Source organism: Candidatus Poriferisodalis sp. (genome assembly GCF_965208485.1).
Taxonomy (GTDB): Bacteria; Actinomycetota; Acidimicrobiia; order Acidimicrobiales; family Poriferisodalaceae; genus Poriferisodalis.
Genome location: NZ_OZ242344.1, coordinates 182329 through 203880, shown reverse-complemented (window position 1 = coordinate 203880; position 21552 = coordinate 182329). Strand labels below are relative to the sequence as shown.

General features: G+C 68.0%; 17 protein-coding genes and 1 tRNA gene. 5 read left to right on the top strand and 13 right to left on the bottom strand.

The window, feature by feature from the left end; translation table 11 throughout:
• Positions 1-4: 4 nt before the first annotated feature.
• Both ACOGXQ_RS00935 and ACOGXQ_RS00930 read left to right on the top strand, forming a co-directional pair.
• Positions 5-970 carry a lysophospholipid acyltransferase family protein gene (locus ACOGXQ_RS00935; protein WP_419945602.1) on the top strand — a complete coding sequence of 322 codons (966 nt, stop codon included), beginning with the start codon at positions 5-7 and terminating at the stop codon, positions 968-970.
• Between the two features lie 66 nt (positions 971-1036).
• Positions 1037-1717: a hypothetical protein gene (locus tag ACOGXQ_RS00930; RefSeq protein ID WP_419945601.1), complete on the top strand. Its 681-nt coding sequence runs from the start codon at positions 1037-1039 to the stop codon at positions 1715-1717.
• A gap of 336 nt (positions 1718-2053) precedes the next feature.
• Here the strand turns inward: ACOGXQ_RS00930 and ACOGXQ_RS00925 are convergent, their stop codons facing one another.
• From ACOGXQ_RS00925 to ACOGXQ_RS00915, 3 genes are all read right to left on the bottom strand, one after another.
• Positions 2054-2950 carry a class I SAM-dependent methyltransferase gene (locus ACOGXQ_RS00925; RefSeq protein WP_419945600.1) on the bottom strand — a complete coding sequence of 299 codons (897 nt, stop codon included), beginning with the start codon at positions 2948-2950 and terminating at the stop codon, positions 2054-2056.
• Positions 2951-3031: 81 nt separating this feature from the next.
• A complete protein-coding gene (locus ACOGXQ_RS00920; protein ID WP_419945599.1) occupies positions 3032-3739 on the bottom strand; it encodes a ribonuclease HII in 708 nt (235 codons plus the stop codon).
• A gap of 59 nt (positions 3740-3798) precedes the next feature.
• The gene (locus ACOGXQ_RS00915; RefSeq protein WP_419945598.1) at positions 3799-6285 is read right to left on the bottom strand and encodes a hypothetical protein; all 2487 of its coding nucleotides are present in this window, start codon (positions 6283-6285) and stop codon (positions 3799-3801) included.
• A 76-nt stretch (positions 6286-6361) separates the two neighbouring features.
• On the opposite strand from ACOGXQ_RS00915, the gene cofC reads away from it, so the two are divergent.
• Positions 6362-6976 (top strand): 2-phospho-L-lactate guanylyltransferase, encoded by a 615-nt coding sequence (gene cofC, locus ACOGXQ_RS00910; protein WP_419945597.1) that lies wholly within the window; start codon positions 6362-6364, stop codon positions 6974-6976.
• Positions 6966-7724 carry a PIG-L deacetylase family protein gene (locus tag ACOGXQ_RS00905; RefSeq protein WP_419945596.1) on the top strand — a complete coding sequence of 253 codons (759 nt, stop codon included), beginning with the start codon at positions 6966-6968 and terminating at the stop codon, positions 7722-7724. Before cofC ends, ACOGXQ_RS00905 begins: the two co-directional genes overlap by 11 nt.
• Before the next feature lie 4 nt (positions 7725-7728).
• Here ACOGXQ_RS00905 and ACOGXQ_RS00900 read toward each other — a convergent pair whose 3' ends face one another.
• The gene (locus ACOGXQ_RS00900) at positions 7729-9333 is read right to left on the bottom strand and encodes a DNA-methyltransferase (RefSeq protein ID WP_419945595.1); all 1605 of its coding nucleotides are present in this window, start codon (positions 9331-9333) and stop codon (positions 7729-7731) included.
• An 81-nt stretch (positions 9334-9414) separates the two neighbouring features.
• A complete protein-coding gene (locus ACOGXQ_RS00895; protein ID WP_419945594.1) occupies positions 9415-10158 on the bottom strand; it encodes an alanyl-tRNA editing protein in 744 nt (247 codons plus the stop codon).
• A 77-nt stretch (positions 10159-10235) separates the two neighbouring features.
• Here ACOGXQ_RS00895 and ACOGXQ_RS00890 point away from each other — a divergent pair, with 77 nt between their 5' ends.
• Positions 10236-11042, top strand: a complete 807-nt coding sequence (locus ACOGXQ_RS00890; RefSeq protein ID WP_419945593.1) for an endonuclease/exonuclease/phosphatase family protein — start codon at positions 10236-10238, stop codon at positions 11040-11042.
• Between the two features lie 10 nt (positions 11043-11052).
• On the opposite strand, the gene ACOGXQ_RS00885 is transcribed toward ACOGXQ_RS00890, so the two are convergent.
• The 8 genes from ACOGXQ_RS00885 to ACOGXQ_RS00850 form a co-directional block, all read right to left on the bottom strand.
• Positions 11053-12048 (bottom strand): helix-turn-helix transcriptional regulator, encoded by a 996-nt coding sequence (locus ACOGXQ_RS00885; RefSeq protein ID WP_419945592.1) that lies wholly within the window; start codon positions 12046-12048, stop codon positions 11053-11055.
• Entirely contained in the window at positions 12045-13082 is a 1038-nt protein-coding gene (locus ACOGXQ_RS00880) for a helix-turn-helix transcriptional regulator (RefSeq protein WP_419945591.1), read from the bottom strand. The genes ACOGXQ_RS00885 and ACOGXQ_RS00880 overlap by 4 nt, the downstream gene beginning before the upstream one ends.
• A 78-nt stretch (positions 13083-13160) precedes the next feature.
• Positions 13161-15494, bottom strand: coding sequence for a xanthine dehydrogenase family protein molybdopterin-binding subunit (locus tag ACOGXQ_RS00875; RefSeq protein WP_419945590.1), 2334 nt, complete (start codon positions 15492-15494; stop codon positions 13161-13163).
• Complete coding sequence (locus ACOGXQ_RS00870; RefSeq protein ID WP_419945589.1) at positions 15491-17182, bottom strand: FAD binding domain-containing protein; 1692 nt, start codon at positions 17180-17182, stop codon at positions 15491-15493. Before ACOGXQ_RS00870 ends, ACOGXQ_RS00875 begins: the two co-directional genes overlap by 4 nt.
• 90 nt (positions 17183-17272) lie before the next feature.
• A complete protein-coding gene (locus ACOGXQ_RS00865; protein ID WP_419945588.1) occupies positions 17273-18913 on the bottom strand; it encodes a class I adenylate-forming enzyme family protein in 1641 nt (546 codons plus the stop codon).
• 148 nt (positions 18914-19061) lie between these two features.
• Positions 19062-19134: transfer RNA gene (locus ACOGXQ_RS00860), tRNA-Glu, on the bottom strand.
• A 73-nt stretch (positions 19135-19207) separates the two neighbouring features.
• A complete protein-coding gene (locus ACOGXQ_RS00855) occupies positions 19208-19591 on the bottom strand; it encodes a hypothetical protein (RefSeq protein ID WP_419945587.1) in 384 nt (127 codons plus the stop codon).
• Positions 19592-19849: 258 nt separating this feature from the next.
• A complete protein-coding gene (locus tag ACOGXQ_RS00850) occupies positions 19850-21445 on the bottom strand; it encodes a DUF3179 domain-containing (seleno)protein (protein WP_419945586.1) in 1596 nt (531 codons plus the stop codon).
• Positions 21446-21552 lie beyond the last annotated feature (107 nt).

The window sequence follows — 21552 nt, the reverse complement described above, 5'->3', positions numbered from 1 at the left end:
GCCGATGGCCACGTCACACCTGGGAGCCAAGCGCGCGCAGCGCCGCAAGGCTTCCGTGACGCGGATCGTGCGCAACACCGAGTTTCCGCTGAGGGCTGCCGCGACCCCCAAGGGCGAGACGCCGCTGCCGGCAAGTGTGGGCGCCAACTACGACACGGATTGGGCCCGGCGGTTTCCTGCCCGGGTGGCGCGCCGCGTCTGGGTGGACACCATTGCCCGGGGGCTGGTGCACTACTACGCCCAGCCGACCGTCAAAGGCGTCGACCGGCTCAGCGAGCTGGACGGGCCGGCGGTGTTCGCCGCCAATCACCAGAGCCATGCCGACACTGCGGTCATCGTCACGTCGATGCCCGAACCGTGGCGCAACCGGCTGGTGGTGGGTGCCGCCGCGGACTACTTCTTCGGCAATCGCGTCACGTCGGCGATCTCTGCGCTGTTCGTGGGTGCCATACCGATCGAGCGAACAGCGCTGAACCGCCGCACGATCGACAAGGCAGTCGGGTTGCTGTGCAACGGCTGGAGCTTGGTCATCTACCCCGAGGGCGGCAGGTCCCGCGACGGCTGGGGTCAGCAGTTCCAGCCCGGCGCGGCGTTCTTGGCCAAGCAGGCTGGAGTGCCGGTCGTGCCGGTGCACATCCGGGGAACGTTCGACATCCTGCGAAAGGGCCGGGCGTGGCCGAGGCGGTCCCGGTCGGTGATCAACTTCGGTCGCCCGCTCGACTTCGACGAGGGCGAGAACAATCGCCGGTTCACGCGGCGCCTGCAGGCAGCGGTCGAAGGCTTGGCTGACGAGACCGCCACCGGCAACTGGTTTGCCGCCCGGCGGCGGCTGCACAGCGCTGACAACCCCACACTGGAAGGACCCGCCGGTTCGGCTTGGCGTCGCCGCTGGGCGCTGACCGAAGCTCCGCCGCAGGCAGGCCCGCTGGCAAGCTCGACCATCTCCAAGCGTCGCTGGCCCTACGTCTAGCAGGATGCTGAAATCGGGCCGCGCGGACAGGCGACCTCCCGCTGCATCTCGCCTGAGCCGGGATCCATGAGCCGCTGCGCGCCGCTTGTGGACGCCGAGAAGCATGGCGCGCAGAGGGGTGACGCGCAGAGGGGTGCCATCTCACACGACCATGGCTCAGCGGCTAGTCTCCTTCCGTACAAGACTCTTCAGAACAAGACTCTTCCGTACAAGACTCTTCCGTACAAGACTCTTCAGAAACAGGAGATGATGATGACGAAAGCTGAATCATCCGAGACCGTCCCCGGACTTGCCGGTGTATTGGTGCGCATTCACGACAAGGCTTCGATCGGGGCAGTGCTCAGCCTGTACTGGTGCTTGTTCTGGATCCTGAACGGATTCGACAAGTTCTTCAACGCCGATTCGTTCTTTGGCGTGAACTTCAAGATGGCGCTCGAGGGCGCTCTGCTCCCGTCACTGAATCTGAGCACATCGCTGGCACAGCCGATCGCGATCATCGTCGGCGTCATCGAACTCGTGCTCGGGTTACTGTTCCTTGTGTCGCTCGCTGCGTTCCTCCGCAACATGCCACATCGTTATGAGGTCGGCAGCGCTTGCATCGGTCTGAGCGTGCTGTTCTTCGCATTGCTCTCGGCCGGAGCGATCCTGTTCGGCGCACGCGACCCGATGATCCAGCACGGAGTGTTCATCGGCACGCTGCTGGTGAGCGGGCTCACACTGCACGTCTCGAAGAAGGCCACTAGCTGAGAGCGCGCCGACGCTCCCAAGCCACTCGCTTGGCACGAGACACCCGACGAGATCTCCTGCACCACGGTCGCTTATACCCAACGAATTCCGTCGGGTTGCCTGCCAACCCGTTTGCGAGTTGCGCCTGCAGCGGTCTTGGTCTCGCGGGCGCTGCCGGATCATCTTCGGCAGTTGGCTCGAGCAATTCGAAGAAGCCGCTATTGATCCTGAACCGATCCTGGACCCGAACAAGCGTTCTTTGTGAATCCAGACGCAGCCCGCGCACATTTGGTTCCCTGCCGGTCTGTTCCGGCCACCGACGCAGCGACAGAATGAGGAACGGGTCGGGTCCGGTCCTCAGTTGCGGGCGGTGACGATCCACGCGGCCGCAGGGAACACAATGCCGGCGGAAGTCTCGAACGGAGCGAGCGCTGAGATCACCGCTTGCTTCGCCTGAGCATGCACCTCGGGCGGGTGCCCTTCGAGCGCCCGCTGGGCGATGCCGAGATCCATGGCGAACTGCGCAGTCTCGGCAAGCGTGTTGCCGGCGCCGTAGAGCATCTCGGTCTCGAATGACTCGAATTCAATCTCCGACCAGCCGGCGTCGCTGAGAATGCCGCTGACAAAGTCGGTGTCGGCAAACGCAAACGGATCCACCGCCGGACCGTCGCCTTCGGGCATCTCCACGATCTGAAGCACCGCCTTGTTGACCGTGATCAGCCACGGGTTCTGACGTGGCGTCTGCCAGCAGGCAAATGCAAGCTGCCCGCCGACACGAGTCGCCGCCCGCAAGTTCGCAAACGCGGCAGTGGGGTCGGCGAAGAACATCACGCCGAACCGGGAGAACACCACATCGAATCCGGCGAACACTCCATTGCGTCCCACCGCCTTGGCACCGAGTGCCGCTATGTCGGCGATCTGCGCATCGGCCACGGCAAAGCTGATGGGTGCCGCCGCAGGATGCTGGACAACGTGAGCGGCAACCCGCTGCCGGGCTACCTCGATGAGCAAGTCGCTGATGTCGACCCCTAGGACGGATCCGCTCACCCGCTCGCTCCACTGCAGTGACGTCTGACCACAGCCGCAGCCCACGTCGAGCACATGTGCTCCGGAAGGAGGCTCCGCAGCGATGTCCATCGCCGCCACGCCGATGTGAGCGAGCTGGGCGTCGAGTCGCTCCTGTTGCTGCACCCAGATGTCCGCGTTGCGCCAGAACTCACGCTGGTCCGCGTTGGGATCGTCACTTGCGCCCATCGGTCGCCCCTCTCCGAAGCTGTCTTCTTTTAGCAGCCCACACTGGCGGCGCCTCACTGCTCCAGCGGTCCCGGCGTCTGCTCAGAACAGGGTCACCTCGAACCCCGGCTGCAACCGGGCGTAGGTTGCCAGCGCTGTGACGGTGTCTGCGTGCGCGGTGCTGGGCACGGGCTCGGCATCAGGCAGAGCGTCGGCGAATGACCAGCTCAGACGGTGGATGGCGCACGGGCCGTGCGTCGCCAACGCTGCCCGGTGGACCGGCGCGGGATAGCCCTTGTTCGAATCGAAGCCGTATGGCGGGAAGTCGCTCGCCAGCTTTGACATGATCCGGTCTCGCACCACTTTGGCCATGATCGACGCCGCTGCGATGGACAGGCAGCGGCGATCGCCGGCGGTGAGTGCGGTGCTCGCACGCCAGTCCACGAAGTTGTGGCTGCCGTCGACGAGGACCCGGTCCGGCTGTATCGCGAGCACGCTCAACGCACGCCGGGTTGCCAGCCGCAGCGCCTCGGTCATGCCCAGCTCGTCGCACTCGGAGGCGGTCGCGTGACCGACGGACCACGCCCGAGCCCAGCCGGCGATCCGATCGAAGAGCTCCTCGCGCACAGTGGGACGGAGTTGCTTGGAGTCGCGAATGCCGTTGACGCGCCCCTCCGCCGACACCACCACCGCGCCCACCGTCAACGGGCCAGCCCATGCCCCGCGGCCGACCTCGTCCACGCCCACGACGGTGGCCTCGCCAGACTCCCAGCATTCCCGCTCCGCAGCGAGGCTCGGCCGGGCCGTCATGGCTGCGAACCTAGCTGGCGACCCTGCTCGGCTCGGAGCTGCGCGGTGCGAGCTGGGACCTAGCCCGTCGGCGGTGCTGGCGGCTCCAGGAGTGTCTCCCCCTGCCAGCCAGTCGTGGCGAACGACGGGTCCAAACCGGGCGCCGTGACTGTCGGCACTGAACTGCCGGGACGGTGCGGTGTGACCTCCCACAGCAGCGCTGGCCGCTCGCCGTGCCAGCGCACCGCCCAAGAGACCCTGCCGATGCGCGTCGGTACGTCGTGAACCTCCACCGGCTGACCGAGCCAAGCCGACGGCCAGTGCGCAGCGAGCCGCAGCGTTGGCGCCTGTGTTTCATACGGCGTGCCGTCGTCAGGCACGTCGACCAGCAGGCACAGCAGCGCCCGCACGAACAGCCCGCCCACCATGAGGTCGTGCCCCGTGCCGTTCGTGCCAGTGCGCAGCGTGGGATCCATGAAGGTCGGCCAGTTGAGCGTCGACGACGCCACCGACAGCAGCGCCTCAAGCCGGTCGAAGGAGCGCTCCGGTGCCGGTCGAGCCTCAGCGAAGGCCAGCAACGCCGTGGCAACCAAGTCATGACCGCACGACGCGGCGGTGTCTGCGACAAAGTCGATCGGGGTGCCTTCGGCCGGCTCGGGCGTCACGAACGGCAACGGCGGTGCCCACGGCACGGCTGCATGGACCCACAGACCGGTGTCGTGCGACAGCCATTCCCAGCGTTGGCTGGGCGGTGCCGGTGAGTCGTCCCACGACGCCTCCCACGGCACGCGTCCCAAGGCGTCTCTATAGAACGAAGAGGGTCCACTGATGCCAGGCCTGCGGCCGGAGGCGCGCCGACCGGCGCGACGGCGGTCCCGGGAGACGGCTGGAAGAGACGCCGCGCCACGCACGTCGGTGTGCAGTGGGTCCGACAACGACATCGCCTCATGCCGCAACGCATTCGCCGCGCGCTCCGCCCCGTTCCGCAGCAGCAGCCGGTAGCCGGCCCGCAGGCCCTCGCGGATGGTCCATGACTCCTCTCGCTTCGCCGCATCGCGCGTCAGCAGCCATCGTGCTGCTGATGCCGCGAACTCTCCGATGGTCTCGGCGAATGCCGGATTGGGGTGAAGCGACAGCAGATGATCCGCAAGCACGAGCGATGTGCCGGTGACCGAGACGCCCATGCTGGAGGTTTCGCCGGAAGGAAACTGCGCCTGGGCTTGTCGCAGCAGGAGATCTCGAACCTGCTCAGGCGCTCCCGACTCGATCAACGCCAGCAACTGCACCAGGTCATCGCCGGCGAACTGAAAGTCGGTGGCCAGAGCCGAGGCGAGCATGGGACCGACGACACCTGGTCCGTCATCGAACGGCGCCGTGGCCAGCAGTTGCGAGGCACGTGCCGACAGCGCGGCATCGGCCAGACGGCCACTGGGCAACTCGATCCTGCAGCCTGCGTCGACGCGCTGCCGCCAACCGTTTGCCACCCGTTCCAGGCCAGGCACCGCTTCAAGCACAGCAGCACCGAGTGCGGGGCTGCCGTCATCGTCCCATTCGAATGGCGAGCCTCGCCCGACAACCGCAGCACGCAGCGTCGCGCCGGCGACCAGCGGGAAGACCGCTGCCGCGTTTGCCAGACGCTGGGGGCACGTCGCCGAGATCGGCCCGCGCTCCGGCTCCGGTGTCGATGCCGGATCGCCGGAAGACGGACTGCTGCCGATGCTGACGGGCACCGCACTGGCCTGGCCTGTGGCGGCAAGACCGTCTGAGGACTCGAGCCCTGCGGCGCAGTCGATCCCGTGACTGCCGACGACCACGTCACCCGGGACGCGATCAAAGACCACCACCGCTCGGTTCGCCGCAGGGCGATATCCATCGCCGAGCGTCATCACGCGGCCGTCGATGAGGATCTCATCGATTCCCCATGCGTTCGACCATTGCCAGATTTCGTTCTCTTCGTGCTCGAAGGCACCCAGGTGGCATGGCCGCGCGGCGAGCGCCACTGCCGCGGGCGCAGGCGTGCGATTGGCGATCTCGATCACCAATACCTCAGGAACGGCGCTCGCGCCGTCGCCCAGCGCCCGCTCGTCCTGCGCGGTGACATGCCGCTCGGCATCGCCGAGCTGAACCGCGGCGCCCCGGGCTGCCGCGACGCGGTGCGAGACATCGCCACCACCGATCCGCAAGATCGTCTCGACCACCGGCATTCCATCCACCAAGCGCTGCCGAACGGAGGACGCTCGCGATGGGAAGGCCCATTCCTCGCCCGAGCGCACCCACCAATCCAGCGACCAGCCCCCGCATACCACCAGCCCCCGCGGGTCCACCTCGGCCCGCTCCAGCGTCTCAGGCAGCCCGACGGTCGTCCATGAACGGCCGAGCGTGTTCGCGAGCACGCTCGCCTCGGCATGGTCGTCGCTGTTCCAGTAGCGGACCTGGCTCGGCGCCGGGGCGTACGCAGCAGAATTGGGGTCGAGCTGGCGCTCCGCCCACCACGGTCGGATCCAGCCGGACGGCGGCTCAGCGGGACGCGGAGGGCGGGGGCGGTCAGCCCGTTTGCCGATTCGCACCGTCCTGTCCTAGCAAACCGCCGACTGTCAGCCTCGGCAGATGCGGCCGAGAGGCTGGGCCATACACTCGCCGCGGGTGACTGCAACCGGCGTCACGCCGACCGTGCTCATCCCAGTCAAGGGCTTCCGGCTCGCCAAGGGCCGCCTCGCGGATCGCTTGAGCGAGTTTGAGCGGCATGAACTGGCCCGCAACATGGCAAGCCAGGTCGTGAAGGCCGCCGGCTCGTTGCCGACCAAGATCGTGTGCGACAACGACGAGGTGGCCGATTGGGCGCACGCGGCGGGCGCTGGGGTGCTGTGGATCGACGCCGACGGTCTGAACCCGGCGATCACCGCTGCCGTGGCCGCACTCGAGACTGTCAGCACCAGCGGCGAAGATTTTGGCCATGTCGTGATCGCACACGCCGACTTGCCGTATGCTGAGACGCTGGACGGGCTGGCCGAGGCAGGCACCGTCACGATCGTCCCCGACCGACACCTCGACGGCACCAATGTCATGGCGCTGCCGCTGGGCACCGGATTCGAGTTCCACTATGGGCCCGGCTCATTCGGGGCCCACTGCGCCGAGGCACTGCGGAGCGGACTCGACCTGCGCGTGCGGCGGGTCGCCGCGCTCGAATTCGACATCGACACGCCCGATGACCTCGACGCCGCCGAGCTTGGCGCGCGTGCCCCCGACGATGCCCGCTGACGCCCCGCACCCGGGTGCCGGCTTCTCGACGGACCTGCCGGTGCCGGCATCGGCGCTGGTCGTCGCCGCACACCCCGACGATGCCGAGTTCGACTGCGGCGCCACGCTGGCCAAGTGGGCGGCCGCCGGCACGGTCGTGCACCACTTCATCTGCACCGACGGTTCGAAGGGCACCTGGGACCCCGATTGCGACCAGGCAGCACTGGTGCGAACTCGCCAGGACGAGCAACGAGTCGCTGCCGCGGCGCTCGGCGCCACTGGCGAGGTGCGATTCGGCGGCCACGTCGACGGCGAGCTGGACAGCGAGCTGGCCACCAGAGCCCAAGTTGCTCGGGTCATCCGCGAACTCCGGCCGGCGGTCGTGCTCGGTCACGACCCGTGGAAGCGCTACCGGCTGCATCCCGACCACCGCCATGCCGGGCTGCTCACGGTCGAGGGAGTGGTAGCGGCCCGGGATCCGTTCTTCTTCCCCGAGCGGGGTCTTGCGCCGCATCGGCCCGACGAACTGCTGCTGTTCGAAGCAGACGAGCCCGACCACGCCGAGAACGTCGAGGGCTGGACCGCCACGAAGACCGCTGCCCTGCTGTGCCATCGCACCCAATTCGTGACCACCCACGACATCGCCGATCCCGACGACCCCGCCCAAGTACAGCGCTTCGCCGACTGGGTGGATGCTGTCGCCGCGGCCAGCGGTCAGCAGGCGGGGTTCGCGTACGCCGAGCTCTTCAAGCGCATCGACAGCGTTTGAGCGCCTAGCCGACTTCGCTGTCGTTCCAGAAGCCGGTCAGCGGCGCCTCGGCGCCTGCGGCGTAGCTCGCCAGCCTGACGGCTGCCGCCTCGTCAAAGAGCTCGATCACGTCGAAGACCACTTTCGGTCCCAGCGTGCGGAGCGCACGGTCGCCTTCGGCGCCGTGACGGGGCAGATTGGGTGTCAGCAGCAGCAGGCGCGCTTCGGGCTCCGCGGCGGCGAGGACGGATGCCCGACCCAGCGTCTTCCACAGCGTCTCGGCGCGCAGCAGGCCAGGACGCACGGTCGTGAACGCACCCGCCACATCAATCCACCATTCTCGACTCGCCGGATCGGCCACCAGGAAGCTGAACTTCACTCCCGAACCGCGCACCGACGCTGGGCTTCGCACTATCTCGAAACCGCAGCGCTCCAGCAGATCGCCGGCGATGTCGTGAGCCTTGCGGCCGGCTTCGGCGGCCTGGCGGCCGAACGCATCAGCAGTCATCGCATCTGCAATCGCAGCCGGCTCGGCTGTACCGAGCCCAACCTCGTCTTGGGCCTGGCGCGTCTGCGCGCCTGTCCCACGCAGCGCACTCGGTTCGAACAGCGGCGGTTGGGAAGTGCGGCGTGGCTCGGGAGGCGGTGCTGAGGCGGCGGTGGCAACACGCGAGCGGGCCAGATCGACGTAGTCGGGATTCAGGTCGTAGCCCACCGGCCAGCGGCCGCACAGCACGCTTGCGACCAGCGTCGTGCCCGAGCCCATGAACGGGTCGAGCACCACATCGCCTTCGTAGGTGTACAGATCGATCAGCCGGCGGGGCAGTTCCAGCGGGAAGGGTGCGGGATGCCGCACCCGTTGCGCGCTCTCGGGACCCATGTCCCACACATCGAGCGTGGCTTCCATGAACTCGTCAGTGGACAGGCTGCTGCGATGCGGCAGGCCCTCGTCCTGGCGCTGCGATGCCGAACGAGCCCGGTCGAATCGGCCCTTGCTGACGATCACGATGCGCTCGGTGGTGTCGCGCAGCGTCGGGTTGGACGGGCTGCGGAACGAACCCCACGCGCACGATCCGCTCGAGCCTTTGCTCTTCTGCCAGACGATCTCGCCCCGCAGCAGCAGACCGAGTTCTTCGAAGATCTTGGCGACATCGCCCGACAGACTGCGGTAGGGCTTGCGGCCCAGGTTGGCCACGTTGACCGCGATGCGGCCACCGGGTTCCAGCACCCGCACGCACTCCGCAAAGACGTCCTTCAGCATCGCGAGATAGTCGAAGTAGCTGGTCGGGATACGGCGGTCGGCACCGGCTGCGACGGCGTCTTCGTAGGACTTGCCGACGAAGTAGGGCGGTGAGGTGACCACGAGCGCCACGCTCGCGTCCGGCAGCGCGGTCATGTGGCGGGCATCGCCGCAGAAGCAGCCGTCGCCGAGGCGCTCCCTCAAGTCCAGATCGAGACCCGGGCCGCGGGCGATCTCATCGTCATCAGAGAGGACCGGCGGCGTGAAGCGGGCGTAGAACGCCGATGCATCGTGGCCCTCGCGCCGGGAGGCGCCGAATCGCGATGTCGCCGTGCGGCGAGCGGACGGCGTGACGGTGCGCGTTCCGCCCAATGTCTCCCGCGGAGTCATTTTCCACAAGGTACCGAACATACGCGCGCCCGCCAAGAGCGTTCACCGGATCAACGCGCTCTCGCCAACGGCGAGCGCTCATCAGGCGTCGTGCAGCACCATGCGGACGCGCTTGTTGCCCTTGCCCTTCGATTCGGTCTTGGTGATCTCGAAACGGCCTACGGCGCCGGTGGACGCCACATGCGTGCCGCCGTCGGCCTGGCGGTCGAGTCCCACGATGTCCACCACCCGGATGTCGGTCACCCACTCGGGGATCAGGTTCACCTTGGTGCGGATGAGCTCGGGATCGGCAAGCGCCACCGAGCGGTCCAGAAAGCTCACCTCGATCGGCCGATCCGCGGCGATCTCGGCGTTGACCAGCTCGGTGACCCGGGCCGCGAATCCCTCCGGCAGCGGGCTGAACTCGAAGTCCATGCGGGCTGCCAACGGCTCCATGTTCCCCCCGGTGACCAGCACGCCCCACTCGTTCCAGATGACGCCGCACAGGATGTGCAGCGCCGTGTGGGTGCGCATGAGCTGCATCCGCCGCTCCCAGTCGATGGCGCCAGTGACCGCTGTCCCTGCCGGCGGCGGCTCGCCATCCACCCAATGCCAGACGAGATCGCCCTCCTTGCGCACGTTGCTCACCTGCCAGGAGTTGCCCTGGGCGTCTGCCAGCGTGCCGGTGTCGTGCGGCTGGCCCCCGCCGGTGGCATAGAAGACCGTCCGGTCGAGCGCAACGGCGTCGTCGCGCACGTCGATCACGGACGCTTCGACAGTCTGGCAGAAGGCGTCTCGCAGGTAGATCTGGTCGGTGTGCTGATCGGAGTTCTGTTCAGCGCTCATCGCCGCAGACGATACGTCGCCCGGGCCCGACAGCGGTCAGTCAGTTCGCCGGCGACAGGGGCCGTTACGGTGACGCCGTGCGCATCGTGACCTGGAACCTGTGGTGGCGCTTCGGCGACAACCCCGAGGCCCGCCATGAGGCCATCGCCGCCACGCTCGCAGAGCTCGAAGCCGACGTCGTGTGCTGCCAGGAGATCTGGGCCGAGCGCGACGGCCCCAACCAAGCCGATCTGCTCGGCGAGGCGCTGGGCATGAACGTCGCTCACCACCCGCGCTTCGGCCGGCGGGGATTGTCGTTCAGCAACGCGATTCTGAGCCGGGAGCCGATCATCGAGACCAGCTCGCACTCGCTGGCTGTCGGTGACCCCTCGTCGCCCGAGGGCCAGCAGTCCGGGCACCGGACGGCCGTCGTGGCGCAAATCGCCCGCGGCGACGATGAAGTGACCGTCATCTGCACCCATCTCGAGCACCGCTTCCATCTCAGCGAAGTCCGCCAAGCACAGGTGGCCACACTGTGCGAGCTGGCAGCACCTCATCACGATCCGGAGGGTTTCCCGATCGTCATGGCTGGCGACTTCAACGCCGTCCCCGGCTCTGAGGAGATCCGGCTGCTGACCGGTGAACGCCCACCGCCGGTGCCCGAACTGGTCTGGAGCGACGCGTGGGCCCAGGCCGGCGACGGCCCCGGCTTTACCTGGAGCGGCCAGAACCCCTACCTGTCACAGGCCATGTGGCCGAACCGGCGCATCGACTACGTGTTCGTCTCTACGCCGCGGCCGGTCCCGACAGGCAACATCGAGAACATCCGGCTGATCGGCACTGAGTCAGTCGACGGCGTAGTGGGATCGGATCACTACGGCTTGGTGGTGGACCTGGTCGATTGAGCCTGAGGCGTCAGGTCGCGTAGAGCTCCAGGATCGACGCAGCGGCGACACTGCCCGCCTCGGCCATATCGGGCGGCAGCTCCGCAGCATTCACGACGTGGGTATCGGCACCGAGACGCAGCAGCATCTGGCTGAGCACGAACGGGCTGCGGATCGCGTACGTCACGGTGCACCGGTCACCGTCGTCGCGCACTTCCCGCGAGGGGTACGCCTCCACCTGCCATAAGTCGTTGCGGGGAATCGACAGCACCACATCGGTCGCCTCGTCAGCTTCCGCAGGCGCAACGACGCCGAGCTCGGCCGAGCTGCTTGACGCCTCGCGGGGCTCGGCCGAACGACCGTGCAGATCGCCGGTGTCGCTGCACTCCTCGATGCGATCCACACGGAACGAGCGCAGGTCCTGCCGCAGGTGGCACCAGCCCCGCAGGTACCAGTGGCCATCGGCCAGCGAGACATCCAGCGGATCCACTCGACGCTCGCTGACGGCGTCGGTGTTGGGGGTGTAGTAGTGGATGCTGACGGTGGTGCCGGCGCGCACCGCTTCCCGCAGCGTCGGCAGGCTGCGCGGCAGCGGCAGCTCCACCGACACCCGTACTCGCTCGCCGTAGGCCGCACGCAGCTTGTCCAGCGCGGTCGCCAGCGCACCTGAACGGTCAGCGCCGCGCAGCGCCAGCGCAGACTGGCCGGCCACGAGGATCCCGAACGCCTGCGGCACCGACAGGTTGAGCGGCCGATCCAGCATCGCGCCGGGTTCGGCGTGCACCCACGCCTCACTGGCGCCTTTATCGTCGCCATCGTCGCCGAACACGACAATGCCGAGATTCTCATAGGCGCTCGCCCCGACCACCTCGTAACACATGGCCGCGAGCAGGAGGTCGTACACGGCAGCCGGCCGCATCCCGAATCGCTCAGCGATGTCGCCCACGGTGGCGCCGCCGCGCTCGACCACCCACGGGATGATGGCGAGCAGACGCTCGATCTTCACCGATGTGCTGGGCCCCCTCACCGGTCGCTGTCCCCTGCCTCGCCGGCCAGCCCTCGCAGCCACGAGGTGATCTCGCCCACCAGCTCCGGCGGCGATTCCACGACTGCGTGGCGACCCATGTCCAGCAACCAGACACGAAATGCAGCCCGGTTGCGCACCCGCACCGTCACCGTCACGGCACCGTCCTCGTGCCGCTCGACGACGCGGCCTCGTTCGGCCGTGGGCTGCTGCGCCATGGTGGCGTCGATCCGCACGCGGGCCTCGAAGTCATCGCCGAAGTCGATCTCCATCGGCTCGCTCGGCAGCAGCGCTGCGACGTCGACATCCGCGCGGGCGAATGCCCCCCGCTCCCCCACCTCCGCGCCGCTCTCCATGCGATCCACCCGGAACGTCTTCACCACATCGTCTTCGCGTGCGGCCAGGTACCAGTAGCCCGCCCGGCACAACAGGCCGAGAGGCTGAGCGTCGCGCCACCGCCCGCCGTATGCGAAACGGACCTGCGCTCGCTCAGCAGACGCAGCGGCCAGCTTCGGCAGCAGCGACCCGGCGGTCTGCTGTGCGGCTGCGGTCTCCAGCGCCACATCTGCTGACAGCGGCTCAGCATCGTGGCCGGCCGCAGCGGCTTCCGCAGCGCCACCGGTGGCCGCCGTACCGTCCTCGCCGGCCTCAGTGCTCGTGAGCTTGGCGACAGCTTCGAGATCCCACGTCTCGCCGATGTCCACCCGGGCCGCTGCGAATCGCAGCGCGAGCTGCTCGTCGGAGGTGAGCCGCAGATCGGGCAGGAAGTAGTCCTGGGACCGGATCGTGTACGACGTGGCGCCGTCGTGCTCCATCGTCTCGGTGATGCGCACGCCGAGATTGCGGATCAGCGCCTTGTCACGCTCGAACGATGTCCTCGCGCTGTCCAGCGTGCGCCGATCCGTGGTGCCTTCGGGGGCGTACAGTCCGGTGTCACGCCAGATCTCCTCGCGGGTCTTGGGCACCTCGCGGGCGAGCAGGTACATCATCAGTTCCATCACGCGCTCGGTGGCGTCCGGGCGAGACCTTGCTGCCACGCTCGGGAGTGTAGGACTGCGGAATCGGCCGGTCGGCTGAGTTGCGTGCCCGATCGGCGGGTGGGACCTTGCCGCCTCTCAGGCGGTGATGCCGGCGGAGCGGAGCGCCGCCCAGACCCGCTCAGGAGTCAGCGGGAAGTCGTCCATCCAGACGCCCGTGGCGTCGGCCAGCGCCGCGGCCACTGCCGGCGCGTACGGGATGACACCCATCTCAGCCATGCCACGGGCCCCGAACGGCCCCAGCGGATCGGCCAGCTCCAGCACCACGCTCTCGGTGGTCACGGGGATGTCGCCGATGCCGGGAATCAGGTAGGTGCTGAACCTGGGATTCAGCAGCCGACCGTCCCGGCTGCGCAAGTGCTCGCTGAGCACATGGCCGTGGGCTTGAGCCACCGCGCCCTCGATCTGGCCGACGACGAAGCGCGGGTTGATGGCCCGGCCCACATCGTTGGCGCTGATCACCCGGTCGATGCGGATGTGCCCCGTGTCGATGTCGACGGTCAGCTCGACGTGCTGGGCGACGTACCCGTAGGAGAAGTTCGGCGTGCCCTCGCCGGTCTCGGGATCCAGCTCGGTGGTCGGCGGCGGTGTGAAGCGGAAGTGCCCGATGGCCGGCCGGTCGCCGTCGCGCCATGCCTTCTCTGCTTCCTCGGCGGCACCCAGGATCGAGTTGCCGGCCATCCACGTCAGGCGCGACGCCGATGCCGATCCCGAGTCGCCCGACGTGCCGGTGTCGCTGAAGCGGCCCACGATCCTGGACGGGTCGACGCCGGTCGCCTCGGCGGCCATCTGCAGGAATGCCGTGTGGGCGCCTTGCCCGACGTCGGCGCCGGCGTGCGACAGCTCGACCGATGCCGGCAGGTCGTCGCCGGGTTCACCGTGCAGGACGATCGTGGCTTCGCAGCGCTCGGGGAAGCCGAAAGAGAACCCGACGTTCTTGAACGCGCAGGCGAACCCACGTCCCCGGCGCAGCGACGACGGCATGCCGGGCAACGACACGAACGGGCTGAAGGGGTCCGCATCGGCAGTGACGGCATCATCGTCAACAGGGCGGGGCAGCAGCGCTGCGGCGTGAGCGCAGGCCTCGATCACTTCGGGCATGGTCACGCCCGCGGGCATCGGTGTGTGGGCGATGCTCGGCGATCCTTCGCGCAGGGTGTTGACGCGACGGATGTCGATGGGGTCCATACCCAGCGTTTCGGCCAGCTTGTTCACTTGGCACTCCACGGCGAACGCTGCCTGCGGCGCGCCGAATCCCCGGAACGCTCCCCCCGGTGTGGCATTGGTGTACACGACATGGGTGTCGATGGCGGCGTTCGGCAGCTCGTAGGGCCCACCGAGGCCGAGGTGCAGGTTCCCCATCACCTTGTTGGAGGTGTAGTTGTAGGCGCCCGCATCCAGCCAGGCTTCGGCCTGCGCCGCGGTGATCCTGCCGTCGTGATCGGCGCCCCAACGAGCCCAGATGCGGCCCCGGTGGCGCTTGTGATGGCCGACGATGGACTCCTCACGCGACCACTGCATGGCCACCGGACGGTCGATGCCGCGCTCGGACAGCCGGTGGGCCGCCAGCGCCAGGATGATCTGCATCGAGGTGTCCTCGCGTCCGCCGAATGCCCCGCCGATCGCGGGATAACGCACCCGGATCCGGTCCTCGGGCAGGTCGAGGGCGTGGGCGATCTGCTCGCGATCCTCGTGCACCCACTGGCCCGCAATCTCGACGTTCACGATGCCCTCGGCATCCACCCACGAGGTGCCCGCTTCGGGCTGCAGGTATGCGTGCTCCTGGTACGGCACTTCGTAGGTGGTCTCCACGACCGCTGCGGCAGCGGCGAATCCGGCGTCGAGGTCGCCCTTGCGGGTGCGCATGGACTCGTACAGGTTCGACCCGACGCCGTCGTAGGGGTGGACGAGCGGAGCGTCTGGCGCAAGCGCCATGTCCAGATCAGCCACGACCGGCAGCGGCTCCCACTCGACGTCGATGGCCGCGGCAGCAGCACGCGCCTCGTCGAGGCTCTCGGCGATGATGAGCGCCAGGTGATCGGCTTCCCAGCGGGAGACGTCACACGGCACCGGGCTGCAGCCAGTGTGGTCGAGTCCGATGAAGACCGGCTGGTCGAACTTGGTCAGCCCGTATTCGTTGCGGGGAACGTCAGCCGAACCGAGCACCGCGACGACGCCCGGAGCGCGTTCGGCTGCACTCACGTCGAGCCGGCGCAGGCGGGCGTGCGGCTGGTCGGTGAAGACGGCGAAGGCCCACAGCGCGTCTGTGGGGATACGGTCGGCGGGATACCCGGCCAGCCCCGAGACCTTGGCCGGCCCGTCGGCCCGGGGCGGCGACTGGCCCAAGCCGCCCGCTCGCGGCGCTGGCATCTCCAGCTCAATGGCGGCGCCGGGCGCGGCACCCTCCCTCACGACGAGTCCCCCGCTGCATCCGAGGCGGCTCGCACCGCCCCCGCATCAACCGAGGCGGCTCGCACCGCCCCCGCATCAACCGAGGCGGCTCGCACCGCCCCCGCATCAACCGAGGCGGCTCGCACCGCCCCCGCATCAACCGAGGCGGCTCGCACCGCCCCCGCATCAACCGAGGCGGCTCGCACCGCCTCGATGATCGAGCAGTAGCCAGTGCAGCGGCAGAGATTGCCCGACAGTCCGATGGTGATCTGCTCCGCAGTGGGCTCTGCGACCTCATCAAGCAGTGCGGCGGCGCTCATGACGAAGCCCGGGGTGCAGAACCCGCATTGTGCTCCGCCGGTGTCCACCATGGCCCGCTGGAACGGATGCAGTTCACCGCCGGACGAGGCCACGCCTTCCACCGTGGTGATGACGGCGCCATCTGCACGGCCTGCGGGCACCAGACACGAGAACACGGCAGCACCGTCGAGGTGCACAGTGCAGGCGCCGCACTCCCCCTCGGCGCAGCCCTCCTTGGTACCGGTGAGCCCGATGTCGTCGCGCAGCCAGTCCATCAGCGTCTTGCCCGCAGCTCCGGAGGCGGTCCGCTGCTCCCCGTTCACCGTCGCCGTGACGAGGTCCCCGGGTCCGTCCAGCGCGCTCGACGCCCGCTCAAGCACGTCGACGCCGACGCCCGGCCTGCCGCTGCTGTTGTCACCCTCGTCCGGTGCAACCGACACCCGTGGCACGCGATCCCGGCTCGCCGCCGCCAAGCGCGGCGGTTCGGCCGGCCACCGGTCGGCCTCCGTCCCGCTGGCCAGCGCCGCAACGGCACGGTCCACCACGACTCCCACTGTGTGCATGCGGTATTCAGCGCTGCCGCGGATGTCGTCGATGGGAGTCGCAGCGCGGCACGCTGCAGCGACGATGTCGGCGCTCGTCTCCGCCAGCTCACGACCCATCGCCAGCTCCGCCGCTGCGGGCACGGTGATGATCGTGGGTGCGACGCTGCCGAGCGCGACCACGAGGTCGGTCACCCGACCGCCATCGAGCTCCACCACCACCGCGGCATGCACCACTGAAATGGCCTGCGCCCTCCGCAAGCCGAGCTTCACGAATACGCCGCGGCGATCAGTGGGCAGATCGTCGGCGTCGAGTGCGTCGAAGGCCACCGACGTGACGATCTCGTCGGGTTCGAGCACGGTCTGGCGAAAGCCGGAGAAGAACTCGTTGATCGAGACCGTGCGCTCTCCCCGAACCGATGCCATCGTCACGTCGGCCCCCAATGCCACGAGCGCCGAGATGGTGTCGTTGGCGGGGCTGGCAGTGACGATGTTGCCGACCACCGTGGCCCGGTTGCGCAGCGGCGGCGAACCCACCTCGAGGCAGGCTTGGGCCAGCGGCAGCCCAGCCGCGAGCATCGGCACCGAAGCAACGACATCGGCATGGGTCACGAGCGACCCGAGCGTGACGCGCCCACCTTCGTATGAGATCCGGTCGAGACCGCCGAGCGCCGAGATGTCGACGAGCAGCTCCACACCCGAGCGCGCTCCCCTGGCGAGCTCGAGCATCAGATCGGTGCCGCCCGCGATCAGCCGCGCCGCAGCGCCGTGCGACGACAGCAGCTCTGCCGCCTCATCGAGCGAGGCGGGGGCCGCATAGCGGCTCGGCAGCGGGGCCGCCCGCTGCACTTCATGAAGCTCGAACATCCCGTATACAAGGGTGTCAGATGCGCAGCCCGCAGACGACCCCGAGGTTCGAGAACGGCACCCGCGGGCGGCGTTGCCGGAATGGCCTCCTCAGCGGCGGCCGTGTGCAGTGAGGTGATGCCGCTGCACCTTGCCGAGCGCATTGCGGGGCAAGGCTGCGATGCGGTAGGTGCGGCGGGGACGCTTGTAGTACGCGAGGCGCTCGCCGACGAAGTCCTTCAGCTCATCGTCGTCGAAATCCCGGTCGGCGACCACATAGGCGACCACCACCTCGCCCCACTCGGGGTCGGGTTCGCCCGCGACGGCGCACTCGCGCACATCGGGATGCGAGGCGATGACTTCCTCGACCTCGCGGGGGTACACGTTGAAGCCGCCGCAGATGATGAGCTCCTTGGCCCGTCCGACGATGCGCAGGTAGCCGTCGTCCCATTCACCGAGATCGCCGGTGCGGAACCAGCCGTCGTCGAACGACGCTGCATTGGCGTCAGGCCGCTCCCAGTAGCCAGCGAACACGTTGGGACCCCGCACCAGGATCTCCGCAGCGCCATCGGAGACTGCTGGGCCGCGCTCGTCATCGTCGGCATCGACAGCGTCGAGCGCATCGAGGCGGATTTCCACGCCTGGCAGCGGGAATCCCACCGTGCCGGCTCGCCTCGGCTCGTCATGGGGGTTCGACACCAGCATCACGGTTTCGGTCATGCCATAGCGCTCGATGACGTGCTGGCCGCTGGCCTCCCGCACCGCATCGTGCAGCTCGGCAGGCATGGGTGCCGAACCCGATACGCACAACCGCAGCGCCGACAGCTCTGCGGCACGCGGCGAGGCCACCAGCCGTGAGTACATGGTCGGCACGCCGAAGAACATCGTGGCCTGGTGCCCAAAAGACCCATCGAAGCCAGCAATCGCGTCGAAGACGGCGTCGGGATGGAATGCCGGCAGCAGCACGGCCCGCGCGCCCACGGTGAGCGTGCCGTGCAGACCGACTCCGAGACCATGCATGTGGAACAGCGGCAGCGCCAGCACCAGCACGTCGTCGTCTGTCCATCGCCACGCCAGCTCCAACGCCCGCACTGCCGCCAGCAGGTTGGCGTGGGACAGCACCGCTCCCTTCGGGCGTCCGGTCGTACCAGACGTGTAGCCGATGAGCGCGGGGTCATCGCCCCGGCGCAAGCGAACCTGCTCCGCGAAGTCGAGAGTGCCAGCAGCACTGCTGCCACCACCGCCGACATCGCCCAATTCGGCAGCATCGAAGTCGTCAGTCAGCACCGCTGAGTCCGCTGACGTGATCCACCGCTTCCACTCGCCAAGGCTGCCGACGTCTTCGATCAGAGCCGCCGAAGGACGGCAGTCCGCCACGACATTGCGAACCTCGTCGGCGCGGTATGCGCCGTTCAGCGGGACCACCACCGCTCCGATCCCCAGCAGCGCCGTGTGCACAGCAACGAGTCGGGCCGACGACGGACCGCTCATCAGCACGCGATCACCGGCTTGCACCCCGGCTGCGGCAAGCCGCCACGCCACTTGCTGTGCAAGCTCGAGCAGCTTGGCGCCGGTCACCCAACCCGCCTCTGCATCCCACACCACCGTGCGCCCGGGGTCAGCGCGCCAGCGCCTCGACCACACCGCGGGCAGTGTGCCGCCAGCCGACAAGTCGACATCGCCAGCGCCCCAGCCGGTCAGCAGGTGTCGGCGCCAGTCCGACGCTTGGCTCGAAGTAAGCTCAGGACTCATCGGGAGCGGTCAGCATCCTCCGGTCAGCATCCTCTCGGCGGGCAGCCTGTAGAGCACATGCGCACAGATCGAGACGCCGGGCTGATCGCTGCAGCGAAGCGGTCGGGTATCACCGTGATTGCGGTCCGATGCGCCGAGCGGCCACGAGCACCCCCAACGGGATTCGAACCCGTGCCGCCACCTTGAGAGGGTGGTGTCCTTGGCCGCTAGACGATGGGGGCCGGTCAAGATGCGAGGAGTCAGCATAGCCACGGCCCCCAAGCTCACACCTGGTGAACCAGCGCCTGCGAGTTGTCAAGAACTCGAGCGGGGCCCGTCGTCATCCACCTGCCGGATGTTCACCAAGCGCAGGCCGTACTCCTCGATGGGGTGTATCACCACGTACGCGATCTCCAAGCCGTAGCCGGTACTGGTGCGAACTATCGATTCGGCCGGCCCCATCGGCGCGCCGGGCATTTCTTCGAGCGGCAAATCGGATACCTCCAACAACAGCCGAAACAAGTCGGTCGTTTCGATGTCAGGGAGCAGCGGTTCCCATGCGTCGAGCACTTCTCTCAGAGACAGCCAGCGCCATTGCTCACCGGCTATTGACAGCCCAGCCACGTTCCTCAAAAACCGCTCGTAGCTCTTCTTCCGTCCCGACGCCCACATCGCCGGCGGCCCTGCTGCGATCAGCACAGCGCTGCGCCTGCCGGGCGACGAATTGCAGCGCCTCGGGGTCGTCAGCATCGATAGGCAGGAGCATGTGAACCATTTCGGCCATAAGGGTTCCTCTGACTGCGGGGCACGGCCGGATCACAGCCGTGCCGGAGTTCACCACTACAGTAAACCGGTGTAGGCGTGTCCGGCGGCGATGGTCAGCGGATTCCGGTTGGCTTCACAGCGACATAGTTGACCAAACCGCTCGCACACAGCTTCAGGGTCGGTGCCGACGTGCTAGCCCCTGTCGACCGGCGGCCAGATCTCGGTGTCGGGATGCAGGCCGTACCAGGCGAACCAGAACGACTGCGAAGACACGATGCGCGGCAGCCTGACATCGATCCGGTTGCGCCCGTCGACACCGTTGACGCGCAGTTCATCGTGTCCGACACCGCCAAGGGCCACCTCGACGGCCGCACCGTGACGCCATGGGACGGCCGGGATGCCATCGACGTCTGCAGCGCTGTAGACGCGGGCGCCGCCCGGGTTGGGCACGATCACGAGCGGCTCGGCGCCGAGGACGTACACGAACGGGTCCTCCCCCGACAGCGCAGCAAGTCCCAGCGCCAGGGCATGCTCGCCGCGATCGACCGTCACCACCTCCTCCTTGAGCGCGAACACCTCGGGCGTCTCGAAAGTCGGGAACCACAGATCCTCGCTGGAGTAGTACGAGCGGTACGCAGCGCCGGGCGTGTAGTCGTACGCGATCGACTGACGCTCGGGCGTCTCCGGGAAGTATGTCGGCAACGGCGTAGCCAACGTGAACGTGCCGGGGTGATCGGCCAGCCAGTCCGACCAGCGCGCCGTAGCAATCGGGTACTGCTCGAGCCTGGTGCCCGCCAGCGGCCCCGCGAAGGCCGTGCCCGAGAGATGATTCCAGAGGCTCTCGGTCTCGTTGTCGATCATGATCTTGTTCGAGTCCATGAGCAAGCCCGATGTCTGGAACGTGAGCACGTCCCCGTTCGGCAGCCGCCGGTCGAACATCAGCGCTGTCAGACACAGCGTGCAGTAGCCGAGCACCACCGGCACGCCGCCGACGACATCGTTGGCAAGCTCGTGACGCGCTAGGAATCTGACGGGGTAGACACCGGCTTCGCCGCCGATGACGAAGCCCAGCACCAGTTCTTCAGGCGTCATGAAGTCGGCCTGAGCGGGGGTCAGGCGCTCAGGGTTGTTCAGCTCGGGGATGCCGCCCCGGCGCACCCCGCCCCACTGGATGGCTGCCAGCGTTACAGGATCGCTGACTTGGCCCAGCAGCCTGTCGTACTGGCCGTCGACGATCTTCCCATACAAGGTCCGCTTCCAGGTCTCGTAGCCCGCTCCTGGATGGATGTCGTTGGATCGGGACCACGAGCCGTAGATCACGTAGTCGGTGCTGGGGTCTTGAGAGCTCTCGACTCCCGTCAGTGTCTGCAGCGCCCGCATCGATGCCCGCGCGACGTAGTTCGCACCGCCGATCCGCAGGATGTCGAGAAGCCAGGGAACCCAGTGCCGCTGACCTGTCTGACCCATCTCAGCTGCGACGTTGGCGGCAAACGTCGTGTTCGAGTTCACGAGAAACTCGTCGATCTTCTCCTCAAGGTTGAGTTCCAGGAACGGACGACCGTCCGAGGTATCCGGAATGAACGGCTGGGTCGTGGGCGTCGGCTGAGCTGTCGGGGACGCCGTAGCCGATGACCTGTCTGGCTGAGCAGCCGACTCGTCCGCGGGACCGTCGGCCGGCACGCGCGTCGTCGGTTCCGGGGCCGGTGCGAGAGCCACTTGCGACGCAGTCGACGAGCACGCAGCCAAGAGCACAGTCGCTGCCAACAGCACGCAGATCAGCTTCCTCATACCGCGGCCGAGCCTATGGCCCGCCTGCGCTGCGACGAGATCGGAGCAGTTGGGCTAGAACGGCACGCGGGCGCCGCACCGGGGCGACCCAGCACAGGGGGATGCAC

Bases quoted from the DNA above. Each gene is read 5' to 3' on its own strand.
- ACOGXQ_RS00930 (WP_419945601.1), top strand. From the start codon at position 1,037: ATGAGCCGCTGCGCGCCGCTTGTGGACGCCGAGAAGCATGGCGCGCAG.
- ACOGXQ_RS00895 (WP_419945594.1), bottom strand. From the start codon at position 10,158: ATGAGCGCTGAACAGAACTCCGATCAGCACACCGACCAGATCTACCTG.
- ACOGXQ_RS00905 (WP_419945596.1), top strand. From the start codon at position 6,966: ATGCCCGCTGACGCCCCGCACCCGGGTGCCGGCTTCTCGACGGACCTG.
- ACOGXQ_RS00925 (WP_419945600.1), bottom strand. From the start codon at position 2,950: ATGGGCGCAAGTGACGATCCCAACGCGGACCAGCGTGAGTTCTGGCGC.
- ACOGXQ_RS00920 (WP_419945599.1), bottom strand. From the start codon at position 3,739: ATGACGGCCCGGCCGAGCCTCGCTGCGGAGCGGGAATGCTGGGAGTCT.
- ACOGXQ_RS00850 (WP_419945586.1), bottom strand. From the start codon at position 21,445: ATGAGGAAGCTGATCTGCGTGCTGTTGGCAGCGACTGTGCTCTTGGCT.
- ACOGXQ_RS00900 (WP_419945595.1), bottom strand. From the start codon at position 9,333: ATGACTCCGCGGGAGACATTGGGCGGAACGCGCACCGTCACGCCGTCC.
- ACOGXQ_RS00870 (WP_419945589.1), bottom strand. From the start codon at position 17,182: ATGTTCGAGCTTCATGAAGTGCAGCGGGCGGCCCCGCTGCCGAGCCGC.
- ACOGXQ_RS00935 (WP_419945602.1), top strand. From the start codon at position 5: ATGGCCACGTCACACCTGGGAGCCAAGCGCGCGCAGCGCCGCAAGGCT.
- ACOGXQ_RS00865 (WP_419945588.1), bottom strand. From the start codon at position 18,913: ATGAGTCCTGAGCTTACTTCGAGCCAAGCGTCGGACTGGCGCCGACAC.